Source organism: Providencia sp. PROV_01 (genome assembly GCF_053098325.1).
Window position 1 is genome coordinate 2,350,843 of sequence record NZ_JBRFKD010000002.1, and the last position, 23,966, is coordinate 2,374,808.

The window sequence follows — 23,966 nt, forward strand, 5'->3', positions numbered from 1 at the left end:
ATTAAAATTCAGCTTATGGATTTATGTAGTAATTGACTAACCACCTAAGGGTGGTTTTTTTGTGCTCAAAGAAACCTTAACTCAATGAAAATAATTAATTTTATGGAAAATTCAAAAGGTACTCCCGAGGGGGTACCCTTACCACGAGGCGGCGCGCGCGCGGGAAACGGCTCATTTTCAATTTTTCATGCTGTCAGCAGCAGGTGGGCTAACCTTTTGATTTAGTTTGTAAATATCAATATTGAGGTGACAATTTTCAAAATGAGTTGTCACCTCAATGTGTTATATCTATCTGATAATAAATAAAAATATCAGTTTTCACCTGACAGAGTGAGGTGTCAATGTCCAACATCAGCAATCTGGGGGACGCCTACAACTGGAGCGTGGCTAAGATTGCTGAAGCATTCGGCTTGAATCGCGGAACAGTTAAAAAGCGATTGCTCGATGCAAACACCCCGATAGCAAATATGGTTCGGGGAAATCCCGTTTACGCTTTACGAGATATTGGCCCGATACTTTTCGGCGCTGACCCTGATGCCAATACGAACAGTCTGCAAGATCCATCATTAATGCCACCCAAAGATAGGAAAGATTGGTTCCAGTCTGAAAACGAACGGATAAAACTAGAAACCACACTTAAACAATTGGTTCCTGTTGCCGATGTGCATTTGGAAATGGCGGTATTAGTTAAAGCAATAACCCAAGTTTTAGATACATGGCCCGATAAATTAGAGCGAGATAAGGGCTGGAATGCAGAACAGCTCACAGAGGTGCAAATCATTGTTGATGAATTACGGGATATTCTCGCTTCTCGCGTGATGGATGCGGAGGATTTTGACGAATGACAGTAAATTACGCTTCAGCATCAACGGTAAGAAAGGATGTTGCATCCTTATTGAAGGCGCCCCGTAGAATGCCAATTGCTCAGGCTGTAAAAAAATATATGCGTGTTCCCATGGGTGAAGGTTCATCAATACCGTGGGATGATTCATTAACCCCCTACATTATTGAACCCATGAACTGCCTTTCAGATCGCCGCTATGATTCGGTGATATTTGTTGGTCCAGCTCGTACAGGTAAATCACTGGGGTTAATTGATGGCTGGATTGTTTATGTCATTGTGTGTGACCCCGCGGATTTTCTTCTTATCCAAATGACGGAAGAAAAAGCGCGAGAGCATTCTAAAAAACGATTAGACAGAACCTTTCGCTCTAGTCGTGAAGTGGCTAAAAGACTAAGTCCACACCGTAATGATAATAACGTCCATGACAAAACATTTAGGGCAGGAAATTACTTAAAAATTGGTTGGCCATCCGTCAATATCATGTCCTCTTCGGATTATCGATTTGTGGCATTAACGGATTATGACCGATTTCCCGAAGATATTGACGGTGAGGGCGATGCCTACACACTAGCCGCAAAGCGTACAACCACATTTATGTCTGCAGGGAAAACACTTGTTGAAAGCTCCCCAGGTCGAGAAATAACAGACAGTAAATGGCGACGAAATACACCTCATGAAGCCCCACCTACAACGGGGATTTTGTCACTTTATAATAGGGGTGATCGTCGTCGGTGGTATTGGCCATGCCCGCATTGTTCGGAGTATTTCTTGCCTATTCGAGAAAACATGGTGGGTTTTAGTGAGGGCGATGACCCAACAATGGGCAGCAAAGCCGCTCGATTACAGTGCCCACACTGCATGGGAATTATCGAACCTGAGCAGAAAAGAGAACTAAACAATAAAGGGGTTTGGCTTAGAGAGGGGCAGTCTATTGACCAAAATGGTGTTGTAACGGGTGAGCCAAGAGAGTCGCGCATTGCTTCATTTTGGATGGAAGGCCCCGCAGCAGCTTATCAAACATGGGAAAAGTTAGTTTATAACTTACTTAATGCGGAGCAGGAATACGAGCGAACCGGTAGTGAGGAAACACTAAAGTCCGTTATTAATACCGACTGGGGACAACCTTATTTACCAAAAATCAGTCAAGAACAGCGAAGCGGCGATGATCTTAAAGCCCGAGCAGAGTATTGGGACTATGGTTCAGTGCCTAATGGCGTTCGTTTTCTTGTTGCAACTATTGACGTTCAGGGCGGTAAAAAGCGGCGTTTTGTCGTTCAGGTCACAGGCTATGGCACCAGAGGTGAGCGTTGGATAATTGACCGATTTGATATCACTCATTCACTAAGAACAAATGAAGATGGTGAATCGCTGCCCATTAATCCTTCATCTTACGCGGAGGACTGGGATGTTCTCATTACGGATGTGCTCGATAAAACTTACCCAATTCACGATCATGACAACGTTGAAATGGGCGTCCATTGCATGGCAATAGATACCGGTGGGGAAGAAGGGGTAACTGATAATGCGTATAAATTTTGGCGACAATGTAAGAAGGAGGGGTTAGCGAGGCGAGTTTATTTATTTAAGGGGGATGGTAAAGCGAAAAGCAAGCTCATTACTAAATCTTACCCTGATAACACTAACCGTTCAGATCGCCGAGCAAAAGCGCGGGGTGATGTACCTATTCATTTATTACAAACTAATGAGCTTAAGGATCGCATTTCTGCTCATCTTGGGCGAGACACTGTTGGCCCTAACTATATTCATTTCCCAGATTGGCTTGATGATTCTTTCTACGATGAATTGACGTATGAAGAGCGCGACAGTAACGGGAAATGGAGTAAACCGGGTAAAGGGGCTAACGAAGCATTTGACTTAATGGTCTATGCGCATGCGTTGGTAATTTTGCTTGGTTACGAAAAAATCAAATGGGAGAACCCGCCTAAATGGGCTCGGTTGCCGGATATCAGTGATGTTAAACCATCTCGTCCAGCGCCTAATCAACCTCCTCAAAAATCAACACAAATTCAAACAGAAACACAAGAAACCACACCTAGCACAAGCTCGGCATGGGCTCCTGTGTCTGCAACTTCAGGGGGATGGGTATGACCCGTGAGCAAATTAAAGAAATGCTAGATGCGTATTTAAAAGCAGAAATGGAAATACTGCAGGGGAAGAGTATTACATTTAATGGGCAGTCAATGACAATGGAAAATCTTAGCGAGATCTGCAAGGGGCGGGAATATTGGGAGCGTCGATATTCACAAAGTAGCGCCGCTAATCGCAAGTCATCTGGTTATAAATTAGCGAGGCTCTCATGAATATGCTGGAGAAGGCGATTGCGGTATTTTCACCGTCATGGGCGAGTCAACGAGCCAAGTCACGCTATGCCATTCATGCTTATGAAGCTGCAAACCCCTCTCGGCTTCATAAGGCGCGTCGAGAGAATCGAAATGCGAACCAATTAACACAAGTTGGTGGTAAATCCTTACGTGAGCAAGCGCGATGGCTAGATAATAACCACGACCTTGTGATTGGTATTCTCGACAAAATGGAAGAGCGCATTGTTGGTAGCAAAGGGATTATTGTTGAGCCGCAGCCACTATCACTTACAGGGCAGATCCATGATGACCTCGCCAAGCAAATCAGAACTGCATGGTCTGAATGGTCCATTCGTCCAGAGGTTACAGGGCAATTTACCCGTCCAATGCTTGAGCGTCTTTTGGTTCGAACATGGATCCGTGATGGTGAAGTTTTTGCTCAATTAGTCAGAGGAAATCAGAAAGGGCTTGATAAGCAAGCGGGTATTCCATTCTGGCTTGAAGCACTTGAGCCAGATTTTGTTCCGATTCACTTGGATGATACCGGGAAAAATATCCGACAGGGGATCCAATTAAATGATTGGGGTCGCCCACAAACTTACTTTGTTTATAAAAACTTGTTAACCGCAGGCCAGCAGATGGGGGAACTTAAATCTATCCTGACGGAAAACATGCTGCACTTGAAATATGTGCGTCGATTACATCAGTTGCGTGGTAATAGTTTATTTTCCGGCATCTTAATGCGTTTAAGTGCTCTAAAAGACTACGAAGATGCAGAGTTGACGGCCGCACGTATCGCGGCCTCTCTAGGGATGTACATCAAGAAAGGTGATGCAGGGACTTACGATGATGAGCGGGAATATGAGGACCGCACTATCGATATTGTTCCCGGGATTATTTTTGATGAATTACGACCGGGTGAAGATGTTGGCATGATCAAGTCTGATAGGCCTAATCCAAACCTTGAAAACTTTCGGAATGGTCAACTTAGAGCGGTTGCAGCGGGAAGTCGCGGTAGTTATTCCAGTATTGCACGGGATTATAACGGGACATACAGCGCGCAGCGGCAAGAGCTGGTGGAATCATTTGAAGGGTATTACATCTTGCAAGATACCTTCTGCGGCTCAGTTAGCCGACCTGTTTATCGACAATGGTTACAGATGGCTATTGCTGCTGGCGTCATTGTGGTTCCAGCTGATGTTGACCGTGATTCACTGTACAACGCGACTTACAGCGGGCCTGTTATGCCGTGGATAGATCCACTTAAAGAGTCAGCGGCATGGAAAACACAAATTCGAGGAGGGGCGGCAACAGAGAGTGATTGGGTTCGCGCTAGAGGTGGTAACCCCGCAGAAGTTAAACGCCGCCGCAAAGCGGAAATTGATGAAAATGAACGGCTTGGATTGGTTTATGACACAGATCCCGCCAACGACAAAGGTAACGACAATGCAGACGAGAAACACACATCTCATGCTACCAAAAAACAGCACGACGATGAGTAAACCGCTAATGTCGGCACCGGAGAAAAGCTGGTTTCAAATGAAAGCGACCAGTGAAACTTCAGCTGACATTTATATTTATGACGAAATTGGCATGTGGGGGATAAGCGCCCGGCGATTTACCGAAGATTTAATTTCCCTCGGTAATATCAACCATATCAACCTCCATATTCATTCGCCCGGCGGTGAAGTTTTTGAGGGTATCGCCATTTATAACCAACTCAAAAATCACAATGCCACCATTACGGTTTATATCGATGGGCTAGCAGCTTCAATGGCGTCAGTTATTGCCATGGTGGGCGATGAAGTCAAAATGCCAAAAAATGCCATGATGATGATCCATAAACCTTGGGGCGTATCGTGGGGTGATGCCAATGATATGCGCGATTATGCCGATCTGCTCGATAAAGTCGAAAACGTTTTGATTCCTGCCTACATGGAGAAAACAAGAAAAACCAAAGAAGAAATTGAAGCCATGCTCGGCGAAGAGACATGGTTAACGGCAGAAGAGTGCGTGGAGCACGGTTTTGCTAACTCTGTTATTGAGCCAGTCAAAGCGATGGCCAGCCTTTCATCTAAACGCATTGAGGAATTTAAATCCATGCCGAAATCATTACAAAACACCTTGAAAAATAGCTTAGCTAACCCACGAAACACAACAGCATCAAACGCACCGGCGACAGAGCCTGCACCACAATCACAAAATCCAACTAATACGCAACAGCCAGATACGGCAAGCATTCAGGCGCAAGCACGACAAGCCGAGCAAACGCGCATGAATGGGATTAAAGATTTGTTTGCGATGTTCGGCGGTAAGCATGACAGCATCATGGTTGAGTGCCTGACAGATATCAACTGCACCGTCGAGCAAGCAAAAGACAAAATTTTAGATTTGGTAGCCAAAGAGGCGACACCAACAAATAAAAATAATTACGGTGCTCATATTTATGCGAATAACGGTAATCTTGTCGGGGATAGCGTCCGAGCATCATTAATGGCGCGTGCAGGATATGATGAAGCACATGCTGATAACCCTTATAACTGCATGACATTACGTGAATTGGCTCGCATGTCATTAACGGATCGTGGCGTTGGTATTGCGACTCGTAACTCAATGCAAATGGTTGGCATGGCCTTTACTCATGGCACATCTGACTTCGGTAATATTTTGTTAGATGTAGCAAATAAATCTATTTTGCAAGGTTGGAATGAAGCGCCAGAAACGTTTGAAAAATGGACGAAAAAAGGACACTTAGGCGACTTTAAACCGGCTACCCGTGTTGGAATGGGCGGGTTTAACTCCATTCGTGAAGTTCGCGAAGGGGCAGAATATAAGTACGTCACTACGGGTGATAAAAAGGCAACTATCGCACTGGCAACCTACGGTGAGTTATTCAGCATTACTCGCCAAGCTATCATTAACGATGATATGTCAATGCTCACTGATACCCCGATGAAACTAGGCCGCGCAGCCAAAGCGACCATTGGTGACTTGGTTTACGCTATCCTGATGGATAACGCAATCTTCAGCGGTGATAACATTAAAATGTTTGATACAAAACACGCAAACTTAACCAGTGGCGGTATGGATGTTGATACGATTGCGGCTGCTTGTGCGTTAATGCAAGAGCAAAAAGAAGGTGAGCGTGAGTTAAATATTGAACCTGCATTTATGCTGGTTCCAACGGCCTTAGCAACTTCTGCCAAACAAGTTATTGGTTCTAGCAGCGTTAAAGGTGCGGATATCAACGCGGGGATCATTAACCCAGTCAAAGATATTGTTGAAGTTATCCGTGAATCTCGTTTATCTCGTGGCGCGAGTAAAGATAAACCAACGTGGTTCCTGACCTCGGCGCAAGGTACAGATACCATTGAAGTTGCTTACCTTGATGGTGTTGATACGCCTTACATTGACCAAGAAGAAGGATTCAGCTCTGACGGTGTAACCACTAAAGTTCGTATCGATGCAGGGGTTGCCCCAGTAGATTATCGCGGCATGGTTCGTGTTGATACGAAATAACCTTATTACAGGTTAAAACCCTCGCCCTAACGGGCTTTTTTTATACCTAAAATCTGGCTCCTCGGGGCCAGAAGGAGAAGTTATGGCTAAGAATTATCAACAACAAGGGTTAACTGTTGAAATTAAAAATACAGGTGCAACCGCTATTATCAGTGGCGATTTGGTCATGGTGGGTGCATTAGCTTGTATCGCTGCAACAAATATTGAACCAGGGGAAACTGGTGATGGATTTGCTGAAGGTGTCTTTTTACTAAAGAAAAAGGCGGGCGTTGCATTAACGGCAGGTCAAGCGGTGACAGGTGATAAAGGGGTTGTTGCTGACAAAGGTGGCGTTCCTGTGGGTATCACATGGGAAGCTGCTGAAGCGAGTGCGGAAATGGTTCCCGTTAAACTGAATATTTTCCCAGCGACAGCGGCAGCAGGCGGTTAATTTATGAGTGCGTTTGAGAGGTTAACAGATCGACTGGACGCACTCACCACTAAACGAATGGGAAAGCCTATATCTATTAACGGTATAGACCACATCGGGGTGGATTCTCACTTTCTACCTGAATTCGGCCCCGTCACAGGGGATGGGCTTTCTTATGTCATTTTTTCAGCGGGTTATCAACCTAGAAAAAACGACAAAGTGGCTGCTGGTGGTTGCTCTTATCTGGTCACTCGCTATCAGCGATTTAATGGCAAGTGGATGATTTTTCTAGAGGATAATGACGATGAAGGGGAAGGATGAAGCCATTCGAAACCTTAACATTATTGTTGAGAAAGTCACACCTATTGCAACGGCACAGGCGATTAATCGTATTGCCGCTCGAGCGGTGAGTCGTAGCGTTAAGCAAACATCTAAAGAAGTCAAAATTCAACAGAAGATCATTCGCAAGCGAGTGAAGCTGCAAAAAGCCAGTGCAAAGCATGCTAACCCTAAAGCGCGCATCACAGTAAACAGGGGAAACTTGCCTGCGATTGTACTTGGCACTGCGCGTGTTCAATTATCCCGAAGTCGAGGGATTGAGCGGCGGCATGGTAGCGTTTTGAAAGTGGGTAAATTCACCTTTAAAGGCGCGTTTATTCAACAGTTAAAAAATGGCAAATGGCACGTCATGCAACGGCTAAGCTTAAGTCGCTACCCGATTGATGTTGTCAAAATACCTGTTTCTAAACCGCTAACGGAAGCCTTTGAAGAGCATGCCATTAAAGTCCGCGAGGAGGACATGAGTAAAGAAATGCGTGACGCTTTAAACAACCAATTGCGGCTGTATTTTAAGGGGGGGTAGTGATTAAGCACACCAAGATCCGCGAACTAGTGATTGAAGGCCTCAAGGCTAGCATCCCAAAATTATCAACTTATGACGGGCGACCCGTTAACTTCGATGAAAATGAACTGCCTGTTGTTGCTGTTTATTTAACTGAACCTCATCCAGATCCAAAGTACCTTGATAGCAACCAATGGACTGCCATTCTTCATATCGAGCTTTTTCTAAAAGCGGCCAAAACCGATTCTGATTTAGATAAATGGGTAGAAGAAAAACTGTATCCAGCAATCAAAAACATAACCAATTTAGGTGACGTATTAACCGATATGACGCCAAAAGGGTTTGATTATGATCGTGATGATGAAATGGCACTATGGGCATCGGTTGATATTACTTACCAAATTGAATATGAAATGTAAGGAATTTTAAGATGGCAAAAGTACCAAATCCACTGGAGCCCACAAAAGGGGCTGGCACGACACTCTGGGTATACACCGGAACAGATGACCCTACCAAGGATCCGTATCTTGATACGGGTTTTACTCGATTGGCCAGAATCAAATCACTAGAGCCGGGCGAAATTACGGCGGCAAGTGAAGACGATAGCTATCTAGACGACCCCAATGGCGACTGGGAAAACACCACTCAGGGCGAAAAATCCTCGGGTGAAACCAGTGTCACTCTTGCATGGTTGCCGGGCGAAGAAGGGCAAAAAGACCTTGTTAAATGGTTTGATGAAGGCCTCCCGCGCTTTTACAAAATCCGATACCCAAATGGTACGCTGGATTTATTTAAGGGCTGGATTAGCGGCCTAGGTAAATCTATTCCAATCAAAGAAACCATGACTCGAACAGTGAAGATTAAGAATACGGGGCGCCCAACCATGGCAGAAGAGATCCCCCCAAAGACAGAGGGTAAAGCGGCACCTCAACCAAAAGAGTAATAAAACTTTTAAATCAATTATATAGCCACAGAAATGTGGCTTTTTTATATGCATTTCACCCTGTGCACCGAAAGCACATTCACATGTTAAACATCGAGCCAAAATTTAGGTAATGAGCCTTTGAGGGGATCAGTTATAGCTGGTGTCGCTTCGATGGGCTGGTTTCCTATTTCGGCAAGGGTTCATTACTAAATAAGGTAAGCACCATGAATAATTTATTGGAGCAGAAATTAAAGAAAATGATCGCGACATACAAGGAGTGTGGGTACGACATGAGCGAATGCATGATGGGCATGCTTAATGACTTGGACGTTATAGGTGAATTATTAAAGCGTAACGGGATTGAGTCAGTTTGGTTTTTGAAGCTATTAGCACACAATGGAATTGTAAGCATGTTCGACAGAGAGTCAGAGAGAAAACATGCAGCGGAAGATTGCTTTGTTTATATCTTAAGCTCAAAAAAAACAAAACTCACAAAAATTGGCTACTCGTCTAATGTTAAGCAAAGAATTAAGTCGCTGCAAAACTCAGGTCCTGACGACCTAGTACTAGAATGCCTGATAAAAGGGGGTTCTGAAACAGAAGGTATGCTTCATAAGAAATATGCTGACAAAAGGAAACATGGTGAATGGTTTTCTTTAAGTAATACAGACATTGAGTCACTTAAATCTATCTCATTACACACTGATATTGAATAGGTCGCTAAGCGGCCTTTTTTATTATTAACGAAAAGGTATCGATATGTTTTTAAAGAAAAAAGAAATCAAAATTGGTGAAGAAGTTATCATTCTTTCTGAATTAACTGCCCTGCAGCGTGCTGAGTATTTTGAATTATTAGTCCATCAAGAGAGTGAACTTGAAAACCTCAAAGGTCACGCGCTGGGAGCTAAAGCAAATCGACATGGCGTTGAGCAACTTACATGGATTGTCTCTCGCTCGATTTGGAACACAGATAGAAATCGCGACATTGAAACCATCTATCAGGAAATACTCGATAACTGGGGTGATTCAGCCTTAAAAGCCGCATTTGATACCGCCTCTAAACTAAGCGGCATGAGCAATGACAGCGACCCTAGTGAAAAAGAAGGGCAAGAAGCGCAGGAGCCTGAATCACTGGAAAAGTAGTCGCACGTGAACGTGTGTTTGCTTTGCGACTGGCGCGTGAATTTGGGCGACCTGACTGGCGACGAATGCTAGATGAAATCAGTGCAACCGAGTATAGCGATTGGACCGACCATTTCAGCAAAGTACCGTTCACGCCTCAGCTTATTGATACCGAATTTGCTGCATTACAGAAAACCGTATTTCAGACCATGTTTGGTGGTGATACTGAGTTAACCGATTTTATGTTACTGACCGATGTAGAGGCGAGTGATACAGAAATGTCAGACGAAACACTGCAGACAATCTGCGAGGGAATTGTCGGAGGGGTGCGATATGAGCAACCAAATAGCGGATCTTGAGATTAAGATTGGCGCGAATACAACCGAATTCCTTGAGAAAGCTGGACGTGTTGAGCGTGAATTAAATAAGCAGGAGCGTGATGACCAGCGATTTGCGAAAATGCGTCAAGATGCATTGGACCGAATTGCAGCAAAGGAAAGTGAAAGGCAGAGGAAGCGGCAATCCCAACTCAAACAATTTAGTGATGCGTCCGCAGCAGCGCATCAACAAAAAATTTCAGAGCTTGAAGCAGAAGCACGGGCCGTTGAAAAGAATCACATAGATGTGAAGCGCATTTTTGAAGAAGAGATGCGTAAAGGAAAGCGCCCCGAATCAAATACTGGACTTGTTGCACAGTATGATGCGCAAATGGATGCATTGCAAAAGTACAATAAAGGACTTGAAGAAGCCCAAGCAATACGCCAGCGTCTTAACAGAGACTTACAAAACGGGCTCCTGGTTGGTAAAGAGTATGCGACACTTCAAAATCGAATCGGTGGGATAATTAAAACAACCACAAGAGCCGAAGAAGAGCAGACGCAGGCCAAGCAGCGTTTTATTAACAAGTTAAAAGAACAAGTGACTCAACAGAACTTGTCTCGCACTGAAATGTTACGTATTCAAGCAGCACAGCTTGGTGTTTCAAGTTCAGCTGATGTTTACATTCGCAAACTTGAAAAACAAAACGTAGCGTTAAAAGGTGTAACGATTAGCTCTGGCCAGTATCGCCAAGCAATGCGACAGTTGCCAATGCAAATGACCGATATTGTCACTTCTTTGGCTTCCGGCATGCCACCGTGGTTAGTAGCCGTTCAGCAGGGAGGGCAAATTAAAGACTCGTTTGGTGGGTTTGGTAATTCACTGAAAGCGATCACATCTTTAATCACACCATGGAAAGTGGCCATGTTTGGTGGTGCTGGTGCATTAACGGCATTTGGCGTTGCTGCTTATCAAGGGTCTAAAGAGCTCAGCGAGTACAATAAACAGCTTATTTTAACGGGCAACTATGCCGCTAAAACCAAAGGCCAACTTAATGAATTAGCAAGGTCACTTTCGGGTGACGGTATCACGCAGTACAAAATGGCTGATGCGCTGGCACAAGTCGTTGGTTCGGGTTCGTTCACTGGCTCACAGGTAGACATGGTTGCTGGCGTTGCGGCAAAAATGGAAAAGGCCACAGGCCAATCTATCGATGAAACTATCAAGCAATTTCAGCGACTCAAAGATCAGCCGGTTCAAGCTGTTATGGAATTGGATAAGTCTCTCCACTTTTTAACGGCAACGCAACTTGAGCAAATAACTACGCTTGAGGAACAAGGGCGTACATCTGATGCCGCTAAAATCGCCATGGAATCTTATGCTAATTCAATGAGAGACAGAACGTCTCAAATTGTTGAAAACTTAGGTTTCTTAGAATCTGCTTGGGCTGGCGTTAAAGATATGGCTGTAGGCGCATGGGATGCAATGCTTGACTTAGGAAGAGCCAAAACGCTTAACCAACAAATAAGGGAATATGAAGAAAAGCTTGTTGATTTCCAAATAAATCCTGTATCCAAAGGTCTTCACTTCAACAAAACAGGGCAAACAGCTGATGATCTAAGATATGAGCTTCTTGAGCTGAAGGAAAAAAAATATCAGCAAGACATGGAAAATGCAAGAAAGCTGTCAGAAAGAAGAGAGGAAGAGAGCCAAAAGCGCAAGATCCAAATTCAAAATGAATATGCAAACAAATTTTCTTCAAGAGAAACCCAAAGGAAGAAAGAGTTAGAAAAATTAGAGTTTGACAGAAAAGCGTTGGGAGAGGAAAAATATCAGGAATACAAGGCAGACATTGAGCGAAAGTATGCAGATCGAAAAGTGCCGAATACACCGAAAGGTAAGGTATTTCGCCCTGATATGGGAACGCGTAACGATGAATCAGCACAAGCTGAAGTTACCTCTCTTCAGGCTCAGTTAAAGCTGCTTGAACAGCACTCCTCGACCACTGACTTTATTAGTCAGCAGCGTAAAAATTTACAGCTAGAACAAGCCAAATTTAATGTTTTAGAGGAGGCAAGCAAAACTCGTAAATTATCCTTTGATGAACAATCTTTATTAAAAAATAAAGAAAGTATTTTAGCCAATAAGATGAAATTAGCTGATTTGGGCGACCAAATTTCCAAACAAGAACATCTTAATAAATTGCAAGATCAGGCTGATAAATACGTCAAACAGCAAGAAGCACGACAAAAAGCTATTGCTGATTCACTAGGTAAATCATCCTTAGAACTTCAACGGGCACTCGAAATAGAGCAGTTACGCTCAACCTATGGCAATACTCCGCAGTGGGGGAAAGTTGAGGGTGCAAAACTATCCACGTTTGCCCAAGAAGATGCTGCAAAGCAAGATTGGATGGCTGGCATGAAAACAGCTTGGGGTGATTATCGGGATGCAGCCTTAGATGCTAATGCGCAAATTCAAAGCGTTACATCAGCGACATTAAATGGATTTAGTTCCACACTGTCTAGCGTGCTAGTGGATGGACAAGCCAACTTTAAAGACTTCACTAAATCAATTTTGAAAATGCTAGCGGAAATTGCTATCAAAATGAGTATTGTTAAAGGATTTGAAGCCTTTGGCTTTGGTGGTGTTACTGCTAACGCAAAAGGGGGCGTATACAACTCTCCTGGTCTTAGTGCGTACAGTGGACAAATTGTATCACAGCCAACTTTATTCCCGTTTGCTCGGGGCGCTGGATTAATGGGTGAAGCAGGACCAGAGGCGATATTACCTTTACGTAGGGGAATCGATGGGAAGCTAGGAGTTATTGCTGGGAATGCTAAGTCGAATTCTGGTGATTTTTATCAAACCAATCATGTCACCATTCAGAATGACGGATCAAATGGTGAGATTGGACCTCAAGCACTTAAAGCAGTTTATGAAGTGGGTAAAAAAGGAGCTGAGGATTATTTGAGATCTCAGCGCCGTGATGGTGGTTCATTTTCAGCGTAACCATAGCATAAAGCCCTCCTTTGAGGGCTGAATAATGGAGGGGTAATGGAAGCATTTAACTGGCCTATTAAACCGGGGATGGGAACAGAATCCTCTCCCCGAGTCAGAACTGTTAGTTTTGGTGATGGGTATGAACAACGTAAACCTGATGGGCTAAACTCACAGCTTGAAAAATTCAATGTGAACCTATCTCTCACACCAGAAAAGGCTAATCAGGCGTTAGATTTTTTAAAGCGCCATGGAGGGGTAAAATCATTTTTATTTCAACCGACTAAAAATAAGCCTGCAGTTGTAGTGGTTTGTAAAAAATGGTCTTCAGACAGCGGCAATATCCGCAAAACAATAAGTGCCGAATTTGAAGAAGTGCTCTGATAGTTGAGATGATCACTTTGTGATTTATTTGCATTCTTTAAATATCATAACTCATAAGCTACCATTGACAGTTAGTGATTACACTGCAATCTAACGAGTTAAAATCATGAGCTAATTTATAAAAAAATAACAAAGGAGCTGTTGGGTAATGAATAGATTTGTATTTCTAATAATGTTATTGCCGTTTATTGCAATTGCATCAGATAATGAATCAGGAAAGGATTTTTTTATTAAAATGGTGAAAGAGGCTTGCTCTGACCATAAAGATCCTAAATTCTGTAAGTGGCAAATAGAAAATCTAAGTGCTATGACTAGCATCAGCACGCTGACATACTACAGATGTAAACTTAACAGTGAAAAAGGAAAGGAATGTGACGACTCCGTAGAAATGTTTGATTATATTCAAGGTCAATATGATAAGAACATGGCTGAAATCAAATCGGAGTAATAGCTAGATACTTTATAAACCACCCTCGGGTGGTTTTTTTATGGGCAAAATAAATGCATAACATCCCACCGGAATTACTGATCGCGACAACTAAGCTTGAGGCAGAAGCAGAAATTATACTCTATGAAATAGACCTAACAAATATAGGTGGAATTCGGTATCGATTCCACAACGGTACCAATGAATCATCAGGACCGGTTATTTGGCAAGGCCAAGAATATGAACCTTACCCTATCATGGGAGATGGTTTTGATTTAAATGGCAAAGGCCCATCGACACGCCCAACCATTTCACTGTCTAATTTGTTTGGCCTAATTTTTGGTATCGCTAGCCGCCTAAACTCAGGATTAGGAGGTACTGTTATTCGTCGTAAGACAACGGCACAATTCCTCGATGCCGCGAATTTTGCTGGTGGCAATGACAATGCGGATCCAACGCAAGAGCAAGTTAGCCGATGGGTGATTGAGCAACTAACCCGTCTTAATGCTGAAACTGCAACATGGGAACTTGCCGCCCCAACGGAAACAGATGGTGCAACTTTTCCAGCTCGAGTCATTCTTTCGGATGTATGTAATTTTGGCTATCGGTCTGAAGAGTGCGGGTATAAAGGAGGGCCGGTTGCTGATGAGCTCGGCAACCCAACTCAAGACCCAACTAAAGATAAATGTGGTAAGCGTTTATCTGATTGTAAATTAAGAAATAACACACATCGAATAGGTTGCTTCCTCTCTTCGTCTCGCCTCAGTCAATAAGGATCCTCATGTTAGAACAAACTATTTTGGAACATGCAAAACGCATGGCGCCACAGGAATCGTGTGGCCTTGTGATTATTCAAGACGGTACCGAGATTTATATTCCTTGTGAAAACCAACATACCGATCCTGAAAATCATTTTTCAATTGCTGCCGAGGACTATATTCAAGCTAGCCAGATCGGCGAAGTCATCGCTATTGCTCATAGTCACCCCGGTGGCAATCCCTATTTAAGTACAGCAGATAGAGCGCACCAGTTAAAAACAAATCTCCCCTGGTGGCTGGTTTGCGATGAAAAAATTATCAAATTTGAGTGCGTACCTAAGTTATTAGGCCGTGAGTTTATTCATGGCTCTACAGATTGTTATGGCCTATTTCGTGACGCTTACCATTTAGCCGGTTGCTCATTGCCAGATTTTGACCGTGAAGACAATTGGTGGCGGCAAGGGAAGGAGCTTTATTTAGATAACTTAGCGGAAAATGGCTTTAAGCAAGTCAAAAGAGACATTCAGCCCGGCGATATCATTTTGTGTTGCTATGCCAGTTCTCGGGCGAATCACGCCGCAATCTACTTGGGCGACCAAACTATTTTGCATCACGTTCCTAATCAATTGAGCAAGCGAGAGGTTTATAACGAAAGATGGCAACGAATGACTCACTCGATTTGGCGCTACCGCGATTGGCAACCATCCGCTTTTATGGGGATCTGCAACGATTTGGCCGTCGATTCGATTTAAATATTAAAACCGCAGCTGAAGGGCTTCATGCCTTATTTCTTCAAATTCCCAATCTAAAACAACAATTCCGTGATGGCTGGTACCAAATTCGCATTAGCGGTTCCGATATTGACCCCAGCGAATTACACCAGCGTGTCCATGAACCTCTGATGGCAAATGCGGTAATTCACATCGTTCCGCGTATCGAGGGTGCAAAAACAGGTGGAGCTTTTCAATTTATTGCCGGCGCAGCCGTTTTGGCGATTGGGTGGTGGAACCCTGCAGGCTGGAGTTTTGGCGCGTCGATGATGCTGGCAGGCGGTGCAATGATGATTGGTGGGGTCGCGCAAATGTTAACGCCAATGCCTAAGCCAGCTAATTTATCGCGTTCTGAAGAAGAAAAGGGAAATACATACTTTAGCAACCTTGAAAACGCAGTCGCGCAGGGTATGGCGGTACCAATTGCATACGGTGAGATTATGTGTGGTTCAAGGGTGATTTCACAAGCGGTTGAAATTATTGATGACGGTGATGCAAAAGATATTGATGTGGGCAAACATGGTGGTAGTGGGGAGACGTAATCATGGGTAAAGGCGGCGGTAAACAACATACTCCTTATGAGGCGCCAAACGATTTAACATCACGGCAGAAATTATCAATTATTGATTTAGTGAGTGAAGGTCCAATTGAGGGGCCGGTTGGCGATTTAAAGGGGGTTTATCTTAATAATACTCCCGTTATTGACTCCTCAGGTAACAGCAATGTAAACGGTATGACCGCTCAGTGGGTGGCAGGTACGTTAGAACAACCGGCACTAGAAGGTTTTTCATCTTCATCAAGTGAAACGCCTGTCAGCATTGAAATCAAAAAAAGCACACCTGTAACTCGCACAATAACGTCACGAAATATTGACCGCTTACGGTTAACATTTGGTACCCAAGCATTGGTTGAAGTGAAGGATAATGGGGATCGTGTTGGCACATCGGTTGAGCTGCAAGTGCAGGTGCAGCGTAACGGAGCGTGGGTAACTGAAAAAAATATCACTATCCGTGGTAAAAGGAGTAATTCCCCATACCTAATGGCTGTGATTATCGATAAGTTACCACCACCACCTTTTAGCATTCGCATGGTTCGTCTAACGCCAGATAGCAATAGCGATAAATTACAAAATAATACTATTTGGTCAAGTTACACCGAAATCACCGATATTAATCAAACCTATCCGGGATCAGCAGTAGCGGGTCTAACGTTTGAAAGTGAACAGTTTGGTAATCAATATCCTACACGTAACTATTTAGTTCGGGGGCTGATTGTTCAAGTGCCGAACAATTATAATCCTGAAACTCGCGTATACAGTGGCATTTGGGATGGAACGTTTAAGCCTGCGTATACCAATAATCCTGCGTGGGTATTGTATAGCTTATTAACAACGAAGCGATTTGGGTTAGGTAAAAGACTGAAAATAGCTGAGGTTGATAAGTTTGCGCTTTACGTTATTGGTCAATATTGTGATCAACTGGTGCCTGATGGCTTCGGCAATAAAGAGCCTCGAGTCACCTGCAATGCTTATATTACTGATATTCGAAAAGCTTATGATTACTTCAGTGACCTGTGCTCAATAATGCGCATCATGCCTGTGTGGAACGGGCTACAAATGACATTTGTTCAAGATCGTCCTAGTGATGTTGTTTGGCCTTACACAAATGCAAATGTGGTTAATGGTCGTTTCCACTACAGCTTCAGTCCATTAAAAGCCCGTCATACCGTTATTGAAGTACGTTTTATTGATCCGCAAAACGGCTGGAAAACCAGTGTTGAGCAAGTCTCTGATGATGCATTGGTTGCTCAGTTTGGCCTTAACGTGCTTCGAGTTGATGCATTTGGCTGCACAAGCCGTGGACAAGCTCGGCGTTATGGTCTGTGGATATTATTGACAGAAAAATTAGAGACCCAAACTGTTGAGTTTGAAGTAGGCGCGGAAGGGCTGCGGCATACTCCTGGTGATATTATCGAAATTATGGATAACGACTGGGTGGGGGGTGAGGATCCTATTGGTGGTAGACTCATAGCCATCGATGCCACTCAAAAGATTTTAACGCTTGATAGAGAAGTAACAAAACCTAAATCCGGTACCGCATTTATTTCGTTAATGAATGCCACTGGGCGTTATGAACGCGTAAAAGTGACAGGATACTTAGGCAACAATCAAATTAAAGTTGAATCGGTACCAAAAGGTGTCGCCACAAAATCGGTATGGGGTATTAGCCAGCCTGATTTGGCTCGTCGCTTATTTAGGGCGATTACGATTTCTGATAAAGGCGATGGCACCTACGGTGTTATTGCAGTTCAGCACGTTCCCGAAAAAGAGGCTATGGTTGACCAGGGGGTGAAATTTGAACCGTTGCCCGATACGCCATTGGGCGGCTACATTCCTCCAGTTGAAAACCTTTCTGTTGAAGTCAGTGCAGATAGTGACAACTGGCAAGTGGAAGCCAACTGGACAACCGCAACGGCGGTTCGAGGTGTTGATTTTGTCCTCAAACTAACTCAAGCGGGGCGAATTGTTGGTACCGCGAAAACCCAAGAAAACCGTTATCGCATTGGTAATTTACCGCAAGGGAATTACTTGCTCTCTGTCGCACCGCAAAATAAAGATGGGCAAAAAGGCGAACAAGCCTCAGTCTCATTTGATATTAACCCACCGCCCCCGCCGTCTTATATTGATATTGATCCGGGCTTTTTCAGTTTGGGTATTATCCCACATGTGGGTGGACAAAATGCGCTGCGCCTGCAGTATGAGTTTTGGTTTTCTGAAAAGCAGATTGCTAATATCAATGAGGTTGAGCTATTAGCTGAATACCTTGGCAATGGCACAATGTGGGTGATTCAAGGAAGGAAACTTAAAGCTGGTCAGACATATTACGTTTATGTCAGAACCGTGAACCCCGTAGGCAAGTCGCAGTTTGTTGAAGCCAATGGTAAGCCAGAAGATCGGGCTGATGAAATATTGGAAGTTATCGGTGATAAATTCCTCAGCAACGAAGCTGGTCAGAAACTGCAGGAGCAAATCGACTTCAACAAAGACAATCTATCAGACTTACAAATCGACAATGACGACTTCAAGCAAAAAGTTATCAGTATTGATCACGAGATAGAAGCTGTTAACGAAGCTGTAATGATGAACACCAAGTTTACGACTGAAGTTCACTTTAGCTTAAAAGAAGAAGTTGCAGATCGCAGAGCTGAGATATTCCGCATCGAACAAGTGCAGGTTACTGACAGAGAAGCTGCTGCTCGCTGGCAAGAGCAAATCACAGCAAAAGTTGACTTCAACGCATCTGAAATTCTGAATATTAAAGATGCACAGGCGACTTATGAGAAAGCGACAGCACAGCAAATCAGTCAAGTCAAAGCAGATCTAGGGGAAACAAACAAAGAAGTCGGCAACATCAAAGGCCGTGTCACTACAGTCGAAACGGCAACAGCTGATTTAAAACAAGCGCAAGCGAAGTTTGAACAATCGACGACAGCCCAGTTCGGTGAAATGACCGGCTATATCACGAATATCAATCAAACTATCACTAATCTTGAATTTTCTTTCTCTGAAGCACTGATGCAAACAAATGCACAAGTGAATGAAACGAATTCAGAGCTATTGAAAACGAAAGCAGAAGTGACTCGATTAGCAACGGCAACAGCAACAAATGAGCAAGCGACAGCGGAATTAGCTGAGAATGTAAAAGCGCAGCATGAGCAATCTGAAGCTGAATTTGTTGATGTGCGCAAATCGATTGCTGAGAAAGATAAGGCCCAATCTGAGCGCACAGAGCAAGTGCGTGCAGAGCTTGGTAAAGATATCAATGCTAACAAAGAAGAGTTATCTAACATCAATGCTGTAGTGACTCAGCACACAGAGTCTATTGCGACATTAGATGAAACGACAACTCAGATTAAACAGACGCAACAGAGTCAGCACGAAGAGACTCAAGCAAGTATTGGTAAGTTAACTGAAACGACTGCAAATACTGATAAAGCATTAACGGAGGCAAAAGAACAGTCAAAAGCACGTTTTGAAGACAATGAGGCATCAATCAATCATATCGAACAAACGATGGCAAACACTGAGGGCTCACAAGTTGAAGCTATCGGGCAGTTAACAGCCCAGCAGAATGTTCAGGGTACGGAAATCTTACGTGCTAAAGCGTCAATCACTCGTATTGATAAAGTTGTTGCTGATAACAATCATGCGTTTGCACAGTCGATAGAGCGTCTTGATGCTCAATTTGATGAAACCTATGCAGCAATTGAAAAAATGTCAAAAGTAGAAGTTGATCACCAGGGAAATGCGTCTTCTATTATTTCATTTAAAGCTGCAGTTATGTACAACGGCCAATCCTATGATGCAGCCATGTTAGTTGGGGCTAGTGTTAAAAACGGTAAAGTCGTCACGCAAATTGGTTTCAGCGCGGATACCTTTGGTATTTTCAATCCAACAAGTGGCAAGTTAGAGCCCGTATTTTTTGTTGAAAACGGTCAGGTGTTTATCAATGAAGTGTTTATCAACAAGGCCACAATTGAAAAGCTATTGATCGGTGTAGAAATTAAGTCTAAACGTTATGAAAAAGGAAAGGCTGGTTATCGGCTTGATGCGGAAACAGGTAGCGCGGAGTTTAATAAATTGGAAGTTTATGGTGATTTTAAAGTGAGTGGTGATGCAGGTCGTGTCATTTTAGATGCAACGGGACTGATGATTTATGACCAATCAGGGCGATGGGCGGTTAAAGTTGGGAGGAAACCATGAGTGAGTTAGGCTTATTTATCAACCCTAAAGATGGAGGTAAGCCCATTGAGTTAACAAAAGATAATTACCCACTCACATTCATCACTAAAATTACCACCCATCCCAGATATCCACAAAAAGACAACAGAAACAAGTCCGTTAATGTGCCCGGGCTCTCTCGGTATAACGTGGTGATTATTCCCTCAGCACTTTGTCATTTTCTAGCCTATGGCTCGGTACAAATGGTAAGAGTCGGTAGCTATTGGACTTCAGGAGATACTTTCCACTGCTATTATGATGAGTTCGGTGGCCCTGATGGTTGGTTGCCGGGAAGTGATGGTGAGTCGCATTTTTTCTTATACGGCACGCTAAAAGATAATCCACCTGATACTTATGGTTTATTTTTGAATGCAGGTGCGTCTGCAGCAATTGATAACTTTCGAAGTATCACCCAAGAAAATGAAGTGGCTTATTGTGTTTATCGTAAGAAGATTTATATCGACGTCAATAACAATCGAGGGTACTGGAGCTTACCGAACGATATACCGAATCGTAGTTCTGCATTAGTTTTCCTGCGACCAGAAAGCACAAGCCAAGTACTTCGCTATGACCGGCCTAACAACCGAATTATATCTTGGGGGGCGGGTTGGGTGTATGTCGTCGTTTTTTCGTACGGTTTAAATCTACAACCCGCCGATGGATTAACGATTTGGAACAAACAGGGTAAAGTGGTTTTCAATTCAGATTACATTCCATTCTTTAATAATGGGCACACCATCAAAATGAGTGGGAATGTCGCCACAAGCTCATTTGAAAAACCGATGTTCAGCATGGATATGCCCAATACATGGTTAGAAAATGAAAGGGTAAACGTTAACTGTTATTTATCAGGGTTTAGAGTTGAAAATAACAAGCTAATTGCAAACCGAATGTGGACCATCGATTTTTACCCAAGTTACGCCAACTATATGTATAACCAAGTCGTGTATTCCAGTTCCTATTGCATCGATTTCAATGATTATTTTTAGCTTATAAAAACACCTAATCACAAACAAACCGCTTAATTGCGGTTTTTTTGTATCTAAATTTCGGAGAATCCTATGTACAACACAGGCACAGTCACAACAACTGCAAACAGTACTAAATTAGTCGGTACCGGCACTAAATGGCTCAATAACATTAATCGTGTTTCAGCGGAGCAGGCAATACAGATTCAAATTAATAACACTGTTTACAATAACAGTATTCAGTCGATTCAATCAGATACTGAACTCACATTAAATTTCCCATTACCAACTGCAGCAACAGGGGCGAAGTACGTCATCCTCACAACAATGGTTCATTCTGTTTCGGATGCGATGAATAAAATTGTGTCCATGAATGGTGCGAACGTGCAGTTCAGCGACATATTAACGCGCTGGATGACCGAGCAGGGCATTATCACTGTGACATTGCCAGACCAAACGACTCAACAGTTACGCACCACAAAAGAAATGGATAAGCAGCTAGATGGAAAGGTTGATAAAACTACAGGGGAAATGGAGTCAATAACGGTATATAAAAAAGGGATGAATTATCCTACTTTAAGACTGAAAAAAGATGATGGCTCAACTCTTTACTTAGAAGCTAAGCCTGACGAACAATCCGTCATGGCTCAACTATATGAACGTGGGCCCGATGGGAAAATTAAGTACAGCACTTCGTTTCCTAAGTCCATGGGAACAGCAATGCAAGTTGGTAATTTTGGGCTAGGCGGTGCTGAAAATGGCGGTTTTTTACCAAGTGTTAGTGATTTTAGTAAAAATAAAGTTGGGTTCTATAGCCTTGCACACACAATTGAAGGTATGGCAGAGCTTGGTATAACTGATTTTTATGGCTCAAGTATTATTGCAAAATATTCAGCAGGGAGTAATTCACAAGTATTGCTGTTGCCAAATTATAGTAATAGCTGGCTTCAAATGATACGAAAGGGCAGTACTGGTTCAAAACCAGAGAGATGTATTTTTTACTCAGACAAAAACACAACTAAAGACTCAAACGGCAACTTAAAAGCCGCTTCCCCGGTGGTAAAACTTTTCGCTGATGACATTGAGTTAAACGACGAATCTGAAGGCGTTGAAATGGAGCATCTTGGTATTGGCCATTACCTCATTAAAGGTGTTGTGGGTTTTAATGCAGATGGTGCATGGGGTATCAATAACGGCTTTGTCATTCCTCAAGACCATAACGGTAAAAACATGGTCCTCATTGATTACGAGGTGAGACCTGATGGTGATATTGAAGTTTTTGTTTTCCACCAACAGAACGCAGATATGCCAGAACGTTTCCAGAATAAGCGCATTAAGCACTTTGATGAAGAAGGCGTGCCTGTTTACTTCCAAAACTACGAACCTTGTGACGTACCTGAATCGCGCTGGATAGACATGCGTGTCGAAATGCCACCTAACTCCACCTACAATCAAAAGCAAGCTGAAGCTGAGAGAGTCGCTAAGCTAGAAGCAGAGCGATTAGCGCAAGAAGAAGCTAAACGTGCAGCAGAGGAGGCGGAAAGGGTAGAGCAGGAAGGCCAAAACGAGGCCTAATCATTGTATTTTTCTATCAAAGTGGATTCTTTAACTGATAACATATCAGCAATGCTCTTCAAATCATCTACGTAGATAGATACTTCTCCAGCTTCACACTTTATATATTCAGCTTCGGAAATCGTGAGATTCTTTGCTATTTCTGAGGTTGATATATTTTTTGATAAGCGCAAATGCTTAATAAATTCACCAAGAGTTTTGTTCGACATTTTTTCTATCTTTAGCCTTTTTTAATGACAGATGAAGATGCGTTTCAATAAAGCCAATCACTTTATGAATACTTTTATCATCAATGAGTTGCCAGTTTTGATTAAGCATAAACTCGTCAATTGAAATACCTTTGTAATCTATCTCAGTTCTATAAAAAACGTAAATTTTTGATAGCTCAGTGTGAGATGGCTCTCTATTTTTGTTGATGCAATTTAATGCAAGCAAAAGTAGCTGATTGTTGTTCATGTAACCTCCGAATCAAGAAGTGCATGATATGTGAGCAGCCGATAGGGTTATATCAATTTTAGTCGGGATTATATTGAAAATGGGGTAGGCTCTGAAGAAATAGATAGGCAATAAAAACTAATGCGCCAGATCGAGTAGTTGGCGCACTTAGATCACTTATCAAAATATTCTACTTCGGCTTCTTGGGTTTCAGGAAGCCAATCACCATCGTTAAATATCTCTTCCAATGTTTCTTCAATATACGTTTTCTTCTCATTATACGTTTTCTTCTCATTCTTCCCAAGACCGTCAATAGACACATTATCTTGAGTACTCCAGTTTATATCGATATTGATGTCGGGATATTTGGCGCTTAATCTTTTGGTAATCTCATTTCTTAATGCTTCAAAAGTACCTGTAGGTAACTGACCTTCTTTATTGTTATTAAAGCGGATCTTGATAGTAACCATAAAACACTCCTTCGTAGGGTAATTAACTGTATTTATATACAGTGTATTTATAGCCAGTATTTTTATTTTTGGCAAGGAGTCATTCAGGAACAATCATTTG

Annotated in this window: 25 protein-coding genes; 22 read left to right on the plus strand and 3 right to left on the minus strand. The window is 42.9% G+C overall.

The genetic code is table 11. The features are described 5' to 3' along the window. Positions 1-341 precede the first annotated feature (341 nt). From ACU696_RS11410 to ACU696_RS11515, 22 genes are all read left to right on the plus strand, one after another. Positions 342-845 carry a DUF1441 family protein gene (locus ACU696_RS11410; RefSeq protein ID WP_102140851.1) on the plus strand — a complete coding sequence of 168 codons (504 nt, stop codon included), beginning with the start codon at positions 342-344 and terminating at the stop codon, positions 843-845. Beyond that, a complete protein-coding gene (locus tag ACU696_RS11415; RefSeq protein ID WP_096863826.1) occupies positions 842-2,953 on the plus strand; it encodes a phage terminase large subunit family protein in 2,112 nt (703 codons plus the stop codon). The genes ACU696_RS11410 and ACU696_RS11415 overlap by 4 nt, the downstream gene beginning before the upstream one ends. Beyond that, positions 2,950-3,165 (plus strand): hypothetical protein, encoded by a 216-nt coding sequence (locus ACU696_RS11420; protein WP_238564606.1) that lies wholly within the window; start codon positions 2,950-2,952, stop codon positions 3,163-3,165. Before ACU696_RS11415 ends, ACU696_RS11420 begins: the two co-directional genes overlap by 4 nt. Then, positions 3,162-4,667: a phage portal protein gene (locus ACU696_RS11425; protein WP_238564607.1), complete on the plus strand. Its 1,506-nt coding sequence runs from the start codon at positions 3,162-3,164 to the stop codon at positions 4,665-4,667. Before ACU696_RS11420 ends, ACU696_RS11425 begins: the two co-directional genes overlap by 4 nt. After that, a complete protein-coding gene (locus ACU696_RS11430) occupies positions 4,636-6,684 on the plus strand; it encodes a ClpP-like prohead protease/major capsid protein fusion protein (protein ID WP_336298591.1) in 2,049 nt (682 codons plus the stop codon). Before ACU696_RS11425 ends, ACU696_RS11430 begins: the two co-directional genes overlap by 32 nt. Before the next feature lie 82 nt (positions 6,685-6,766). Further along, a complete protein-coding gene (locus ACU696_RS11435; RefSeq protein ID WP_198634819.1) occupies positions 6,767-7,114 on the plus strand; it encodes a DUF2190 family protein in 348 nt (115 codons plus the stop codon). Between the two features lie 3 nt (positions 7,115-7,117). Next, positions 7,118-7,414, plus strand: a complete 297-nt coding sequence (locus tag ACU696_RS11440) for an ATP-binding protein (RefSeq protein ID WP_238564608.1) — start codon at positions 7,118-7,120, stop codon at positions 7,412-7,414. Then, a complete protein-coding gene (locus ACU696_RS11445; RefSeq protein ID WP_198634821.1) occupies positions 7,392-7,955 on the plus strand; it encodes a phage tail protein in 564 nt (187 codons plus the stop codon). Before ACU696_RS11440 ends, ACU696_RS11445 begins: the two co-directional genes overlap by 23 nt. Further along, complete coding sequence (gene gpU / locus ACU696_RS11450; RefSeq protein WP_198634822.1) at positions 7,955-8,353, plus strand: phage tail terminator protein; 399 nt, start codon at positions 7,955-7,957, stop codon at positions 8,351-8,353. Before ACU696_RS11445 ends, gpU begins: the two co-directional genes overlap by 1 nt. Positions 8,354-8,364: 11 nt before the next feature. Continuing rightward, on the plus strand, positions 8,365-8,877 hold the full coding sequence (locus ACU696_RS11455) for a phage tail tube protein (RefSeq protein WP_198634823.1): 513 nt from the start codon (positions 8,365-8,367) through the stop codon (positions 8,875-8,877). Positions 8,878-9,083: 206 nt separating this feature from the next. Continuing rightward, positions 9,084-9,575: a GIY-YIG nuclease family protein gene (locus tag ACU696_RS11460; RefSeq protein WP_172767087.1), complete on the plus strand. Its 492-nt coding sequence runs from the start codon at positions 9,084-9,086 to the stop codon at positions 9,573-9,575. A 43-nt stretch (positions 9,576-9,618) separates the two neighbouring features. Beyond that, entirely contained in the window at positions 9,619-10,002 is a 384-nt protein-coding gene (locus ACU696_RS11465; protein ID WP_172767088.1) for a phage minor tail protein domain-containing protein, read from the plus strand. Positions 10,003-10,016: 14 nt separating this feature from the next. Further along, positions 10,017-10,340 carry a phage tail assembly protein T gene (locus ACU696_RS11470; protein WP_238564556.1) on the plus strand — a complete coding sequence of 108 codons (324 nt, stop codon included), beginning with the start codon at positions 10,017-10,019 and terminating at the stop codon, positions 10,338-10,340. Further along, a complete protein-coding gene (locus tag ACU696_RS11475) occupies positions 10,315-13,311 on the plus strand; it encodes a phage tail tape measure protein (RefSeq protein WP_238564555.1) in 2,997 nt (998 codons plus the stop codon). Before ACU696_RS11470 ends, ACU696_RS11475 begins: the two co-directional genes overlap by 26 nt. Before the next feature lie 45 nt (positions 13,312-13,356). Next, positions 13,357-13,683, plus strand: coding sequence for a phage tail protein (locus ACU696_RS11480; protein ID WP_238564554.1), 327 nt, complete (start codon positions 13,357-13,359; stop codon positions 13,681-13,683). Between the two features lie 148 nt (positions 13,684-13,831). After that, on the plus strand, positions 13,832-14,131 hold the full coding sequence (locus ACU696_RS11485; protein WP_102140757.1) for a hypothetical protein: 300 nt from the start codon (positions 13,832-13,834) through the stop codon (positions 14,129-14,131). Between the two features lie 53 nt (positions 14,132-14,184). Next, positions 14,185-14,883: a phage minor tail protein L gene (locus ACU696_RS11490; RefSeq protein ID WP_238564553.1), complete on the plus strand. Its 699-nt coding sequence runs from the start codon at positions 14,185-14,187 to the stop codon at positions 14,881-14,883. Positions 14,884-14,885: 2 nt separating this feature from the next. Continuing rightward, the gene (locus ACU696_RS11495; protein WP_420801594.1) at positions 14,886-15,620 is read left to right on the plus strand and encodes a C40 family peptidase; all 735 of its coding nucleotides are present in this window, start codon (positions 14,886-14,888) and stop codon (positions 15,618-15,620) included. Then, positions 15,524-16,180: a tail assembly protein gene (locus ACU696_RS11500; protein ID WP_238564551.1), complete on the plus strand. Its 657-nt coding sequence runs from the start codon at positions 15,524-15,526 to the stop codon at positions 16,178-16,180. Before ACU696_RS11495 ends, ACU696_RS11500 begins: the two co-directional genes overlap by 97 nt. Before the next feature lie 2 nt (positions 16,181-16,182). Next, positions 16,183-20,400, plus strand: coding sequence for a TipJ family phage tail tip protein (gpJ, locus tag ACU696_RS11505; RefSeq protein ID WP_238564550.1), 4,218 nt, complete (start codon positions 16,183-16,185; stop codon positions 20,398-20,400). Next, positions 20,397-21,407: a DUF6453 family protein gene (locus ACU696_RS11510; RefSeq protein ID WP_110591855.1), complete on the plus strand. Its 1,011-nt coding sequence runs from the start codon at positions 20,397-20,399 to the stop codon at positions 21,405-21,407. The genes gpJ and ACU696_RS11510 overlap by 4 nt, the downstream gene beginning before the upstream one ends. A gap of 72 nt (positions 21,408-21,479) precedes the next feature. Continuing rightward, positions 21,480-22,961 (plus strand): phage tail fiber protein, encoded by a 1,482-nt coding sequence (locus ACU696_RS11515; RefSeq protein WP_238564549.1) that lies wholly within the window; start codon positions 21,480-21,482, stop codon positions 22,959-22,961. On the opposite strand, the gene ACU696_RS11520 is transcribed toward ACU696_RS11515, so the two are convergent. The 3 genes from ACU696_RS11520 to ACU696_RS11530 form a co-directional block, all read right to left on the minus strand. Continuing rightward, positions 22,958-23,170 carry a helix-turn-helix domain-containing protein gene (locus tag ACU696_RS11520; protein ID WP_238564548.1) on the minus strand — a complete coding sequence of 71 codons (213 nt, stop codon included), beginning with the start codon at positions 23,168-23,170 and terminating at the stop codon, positions 22,958-22,960. The genes ACU696_RS11515 and ACU696_RS11520 overlap by 4 nt on opposite strands. Next, on the minus strand, positions 23,148-23,417 hold the full coding sequence (locus ACU696_RS11525; RefSeq protein ID WP_238564547.1) for a hypothetical protein: 270 nt from the start codon (positions 23,415-23,417) through the stop codon (positions 23,148-23,150). Before ACU696_RS11525 ends, ACU696_RS11520 begins: the two co-directional genes overlap by 23 nt. A 152-nt stretch (positions 23,418-23,569) precedes the next feature. Then, on the minus strand, positions 23,570-23,866 hold the full coding sequence (locus tag ACU696_RS11530; protein WP_238564546.1) for a DinI-like family protein: 297 nt from the start codon (positions 23,864-23,866) through the stop codon (positions 23,570-23,572). Between the last annotated feature and the right edge of the window lie 100 nt (positions 23,867-23,966).

What these genes read in the sequence shown, in the direction of transcription:
- ACU696_RS11490 (WP_238564553.1), top strand. Translation starts at nt 14,185, where the DNA reads ATGCATAACATCCCACCGGAATTACTGATCGCGACAACTAAGCTTGAG.
- ACU696_RS11430 (WP_336298591.1), top strand. Translation starts at nt 4,636, where the DNA reads ATGCTACCAAAAAACAGCACGACGATGAGTAAACCGCTAATGTCGGCA.
- ACU696_RS11460 (WP_172767087.1), top strand. Translation starts at nt 9,084, where the DNA reads ATGAATAATTTATTGGAGCAGAAATTAAAGAAAATGATCGCGACATAC.
- ACU696_RS11510 (WP_110591855.1), top strand. Translation starts at nt 20,397, where the DNA reads ATGAGTGAGTTAGGCTTATTTATCAACCCTAAAGATGGAGGTAAGCCC.
- ACU696_RS11500 (WP_238564551.1), top strand. Translation starts at nt 15,524, where the DNA reads ATGGCAACGAATGACTCACTCGATTTGGCGCTACCGCGATTGGCAACC.
- ACU696_RS11420 (WP_238564606.1), top strand. Translation starts at nt 2,950, where the DNA reads ATGACCCGTGAGCAAATTAAAGAAATGCTAGATGCGTATTTAAAAGCA.
- ACU696_RS11455 (WP_198634823.1), top strand. Translation starts at nt 8,365, where the DNA reads ATGGCAAAAGTACCAAATCCACTGGAGCCCACAAAAGGGGCTGGCACG.
- ACU696_RS11435 (WP_198634819.1), top strand. Translation starts at nt 6,767, where the DNA reads ATGGCTAAGAATTATCAACAACAAGGGTTAACTGTTGAAATTAAAAAT.
- ACU696_RS11485 (WP_102140757.1), top strand. Translation starts at nt 13,832, where the DNA reads ATGAATAGATTTGTATTTCTAATAATGTTATTGCCGTTTATTGCAATT.
- ACU696_RS11445 (WP_198634821.1), top strand. Translation starts at nt 7,392, where the DNA reads ATGACGATGAAGGGGAAGGATGAAGCCATTCGAAACCTTAACATTATT.
- ACU696_RS11425 (WP_238564607.1), top strand. Translation starts at nt 3,162, where the DNA reads ATGAATATGCTGGAGAAGGCGATTGCGGTATTTTCACCGTCATGGGCG.
- ACU696_RS11465 (WP_172767088.1), top strand. Translation starts at nt 9,619, where the DNA reads ATGTTTTTAAAGAAAAAAGAAATCAAAATTGGTGAAGAAGTTATCATT.
- ACU696_RS11410 (WP_102140851.1), top strand. Translation starts at nt 342, where the DNA reads ATGTCCAACATCAGCAATCTGGGGGACGCCTACAACTGGAGCGTGGCT.
- ACU696_RS11480 (WP_238564554.1), top strand. Translation starts at nt 13,357, where the DNA reads ATGGAAGCATTTAACTGGCCTATTAAACCGGGGATGGGAACAGAATCC.
- ACU696_RS11520 (WP_238564548.1), bottom strand. Translation starts at nt 23,170, where the DNA reads ATGTCGAACAAAACTCTTGGTGAATTTATTAAGCATTTGCGCTTATCA.
- ACU696_RS11525 (WP_238564547.1), bottom strand. Translation starts at nt 23,417, where the DNA reads ATGAACAACAATCAGCTACTTTTGCTTGCATTAAATTGCATCAACAAA.
- ACU696_RS11530 (WP_238564546.1), bottom strand. Translation starts at nt 23,866, where the DNA reads ATGGTTACTATCAAGATCCGCTTTAATAACAATAAAGAAGGTCAGTTA.
- ACU696_RS11440 (WP_238564608.1), top strand. Translation starts at nt 7,118, where the DNA reads ATGAGTGCGTTTGAGAGGTTAACAGATCGACTGGACGCACTCACCACT.
- ACU696_RS11475 (WP_238564555.1), top strand. Translation starts at nt 10,315, where the DNA reads ATGAGCAACCAAATAGCGGATCTTGAGATTAAGATTGGCGCGAATACA.
- ACU696_RS11515 (WP_238564549.1), top strand. Translation starts at nt 21,480, where the DNA reads ATGTACAACACAGGCACAGTCACAACAACTGCAAACAGTACTAAATTA.
- ACU696_RS11415 (WP_096863826.1), top strand. Translation starts at nt 842, where the DNA reads ATGACAGTAAATTACGCTTCAGCATCAACGGTAAGAAAGGATGTTGCA.
- gpJ (WP_238564550.1), top strand. Translation starts at nt 16,183, where the DNA reads ATGGGTAAAGGCGGCGGTAAACAACATACTCCTTATGAGGCGCCAAAC.